The sequence below is a fragment of the Blautia sp. AF14-40 genome, from assembly GCF_003479665.1.
GTDB classification, from domain to species: Bacteria; Bacillota; Clostridia; order Lachnospirales; family Lachnospiraceae; genus Fusicatenibacter; species Fusicatenibacter saccharivorans.
Window position 1 is genome coordinate 430 of sequence record NZ_QUHK01000097.1, and the last position, 1,194, is coordinate 1,623.

A 1,194-nucleotide genomic window follows, 5' to 3' on the forward strand; every position below is an offset into this window, starting at 1 on the left:
AAAACCACGAAAGGAGGGATTTCATGCAAGATGAAGTCAACGAAAAAGTCGTGTCTTTAGCAATCAAAACATCTAAACTGACCGCCGAAGTGCTGCAAAAGGCTATGAAAGCCCTGCTTGCCAAAGGCAAAGGGCAGATAACCAAAGCCCCGCATGGGAAAATCACTATGCGGCAGCTTATGAAGCCGGGAGAAAAGGTTTCCAACATTGAGATTACCGACCAAAATATCAAAGCCTTTGACCCTATCGCAAGGAAAAACGGGCTTGATTACAACGTCAAGAAGATTGAGAACGGCAAGCCGCCGACCTATCTTGTGTCTTTTCGGGGCAAGGATATTGACGTTATGACCGAAGCGTTTCGGGAATTTACCGCAAAGAAATTAGGCAGGGATAAAAAGCCCTCTATCCGCAAGCTGCTTTCCACTCTGAAAGACAAGGCGGCAGCTCTGAACGCACAGAGGGACAAAGTGAAGAAAAAGGACAGGGAGGTATCGCTATGAAGCCGGAACTTAAAAAGCTGCTTATCCTAAATGCCCCCTATCTGCTCTTTGTCTATCTCTTTGATAAAATCGGACAGGCGGTGCGGCTCTCTCCGGGGGCTGACCTTTCCGGCAAGGTGCTTTCCCTTGCAGACGGCTTTTCCGCTGCCTTTTCAAATCCGCTTCCGAGCCTTGCCCCTATGGATTTGCTTATCGGTATTGCGGGGGCTGTCCTTATCCGGCTTATGGTGTATTTCAAAGGCAAGAACGCAAAGAAATACCGAAAAGGCATCGAATACGGTTCTGCCCGTTGGGGCAACGTCGAAGATATAAAGCCCTATACCGACCCGGTATTTCAAAATAACGTGCTGCTGACACAGACGGAACGGCTTACCATGAACAGCCGCCCGAAGCAGCCGAAGTATGCAAGGAATAAAAATATCCTTGTTATCGGGGGAAGCGGCAGCGGAAAGACGAGATTTTTCGTGAAGCCCAACTTAATGCAAATGCACAGCAGCTACGTTGTAACCGACCCGAAAGGTACGGTTTTAGTCGAGTGCGGGAAGCTCTTACAGCGTGGCGGGTATCGGATAAAAGTACTGAACACAATAAACTTCAAAAAAAGTATGAAATACAATCCCTTTGCCTATCTCCGCAACGAAAAAGACATTTTAAAACTGGTAAATACCTTGATTGCCAACACCAAAGGGGACGG

General features: G+C 47.6%; 2 protein-coding genes. Both read left to right on the top strand.

The genetic code is table 11. The features are described 5' to 3' along the window. Positions 1 to 23 precede the first annotated feature (23 nt). The gene (locus DWW13_RS18415; RefSeq protein WP_006859260.1) at positions 24 to 500 is read left to right on the top strand and encodes a PcfB family protein; all 477 of its coding nucleotides are present in this window, start codon (positions 24 to 26) and stop codon (positions 498 to 500) included. Then, positions 497 to 1,194, top strand: a 698-nt coding sequence (locus DWW13_RS18420; protein ID WP_158579781.1) for a type IV secretory system conjugative DNA transfer family protein, incomplete at its 3' end; no start/stop codon positions are given. The genes DWW13_RS18415 and DWW13_RS18420, both read left to right, overlap by 4 nt.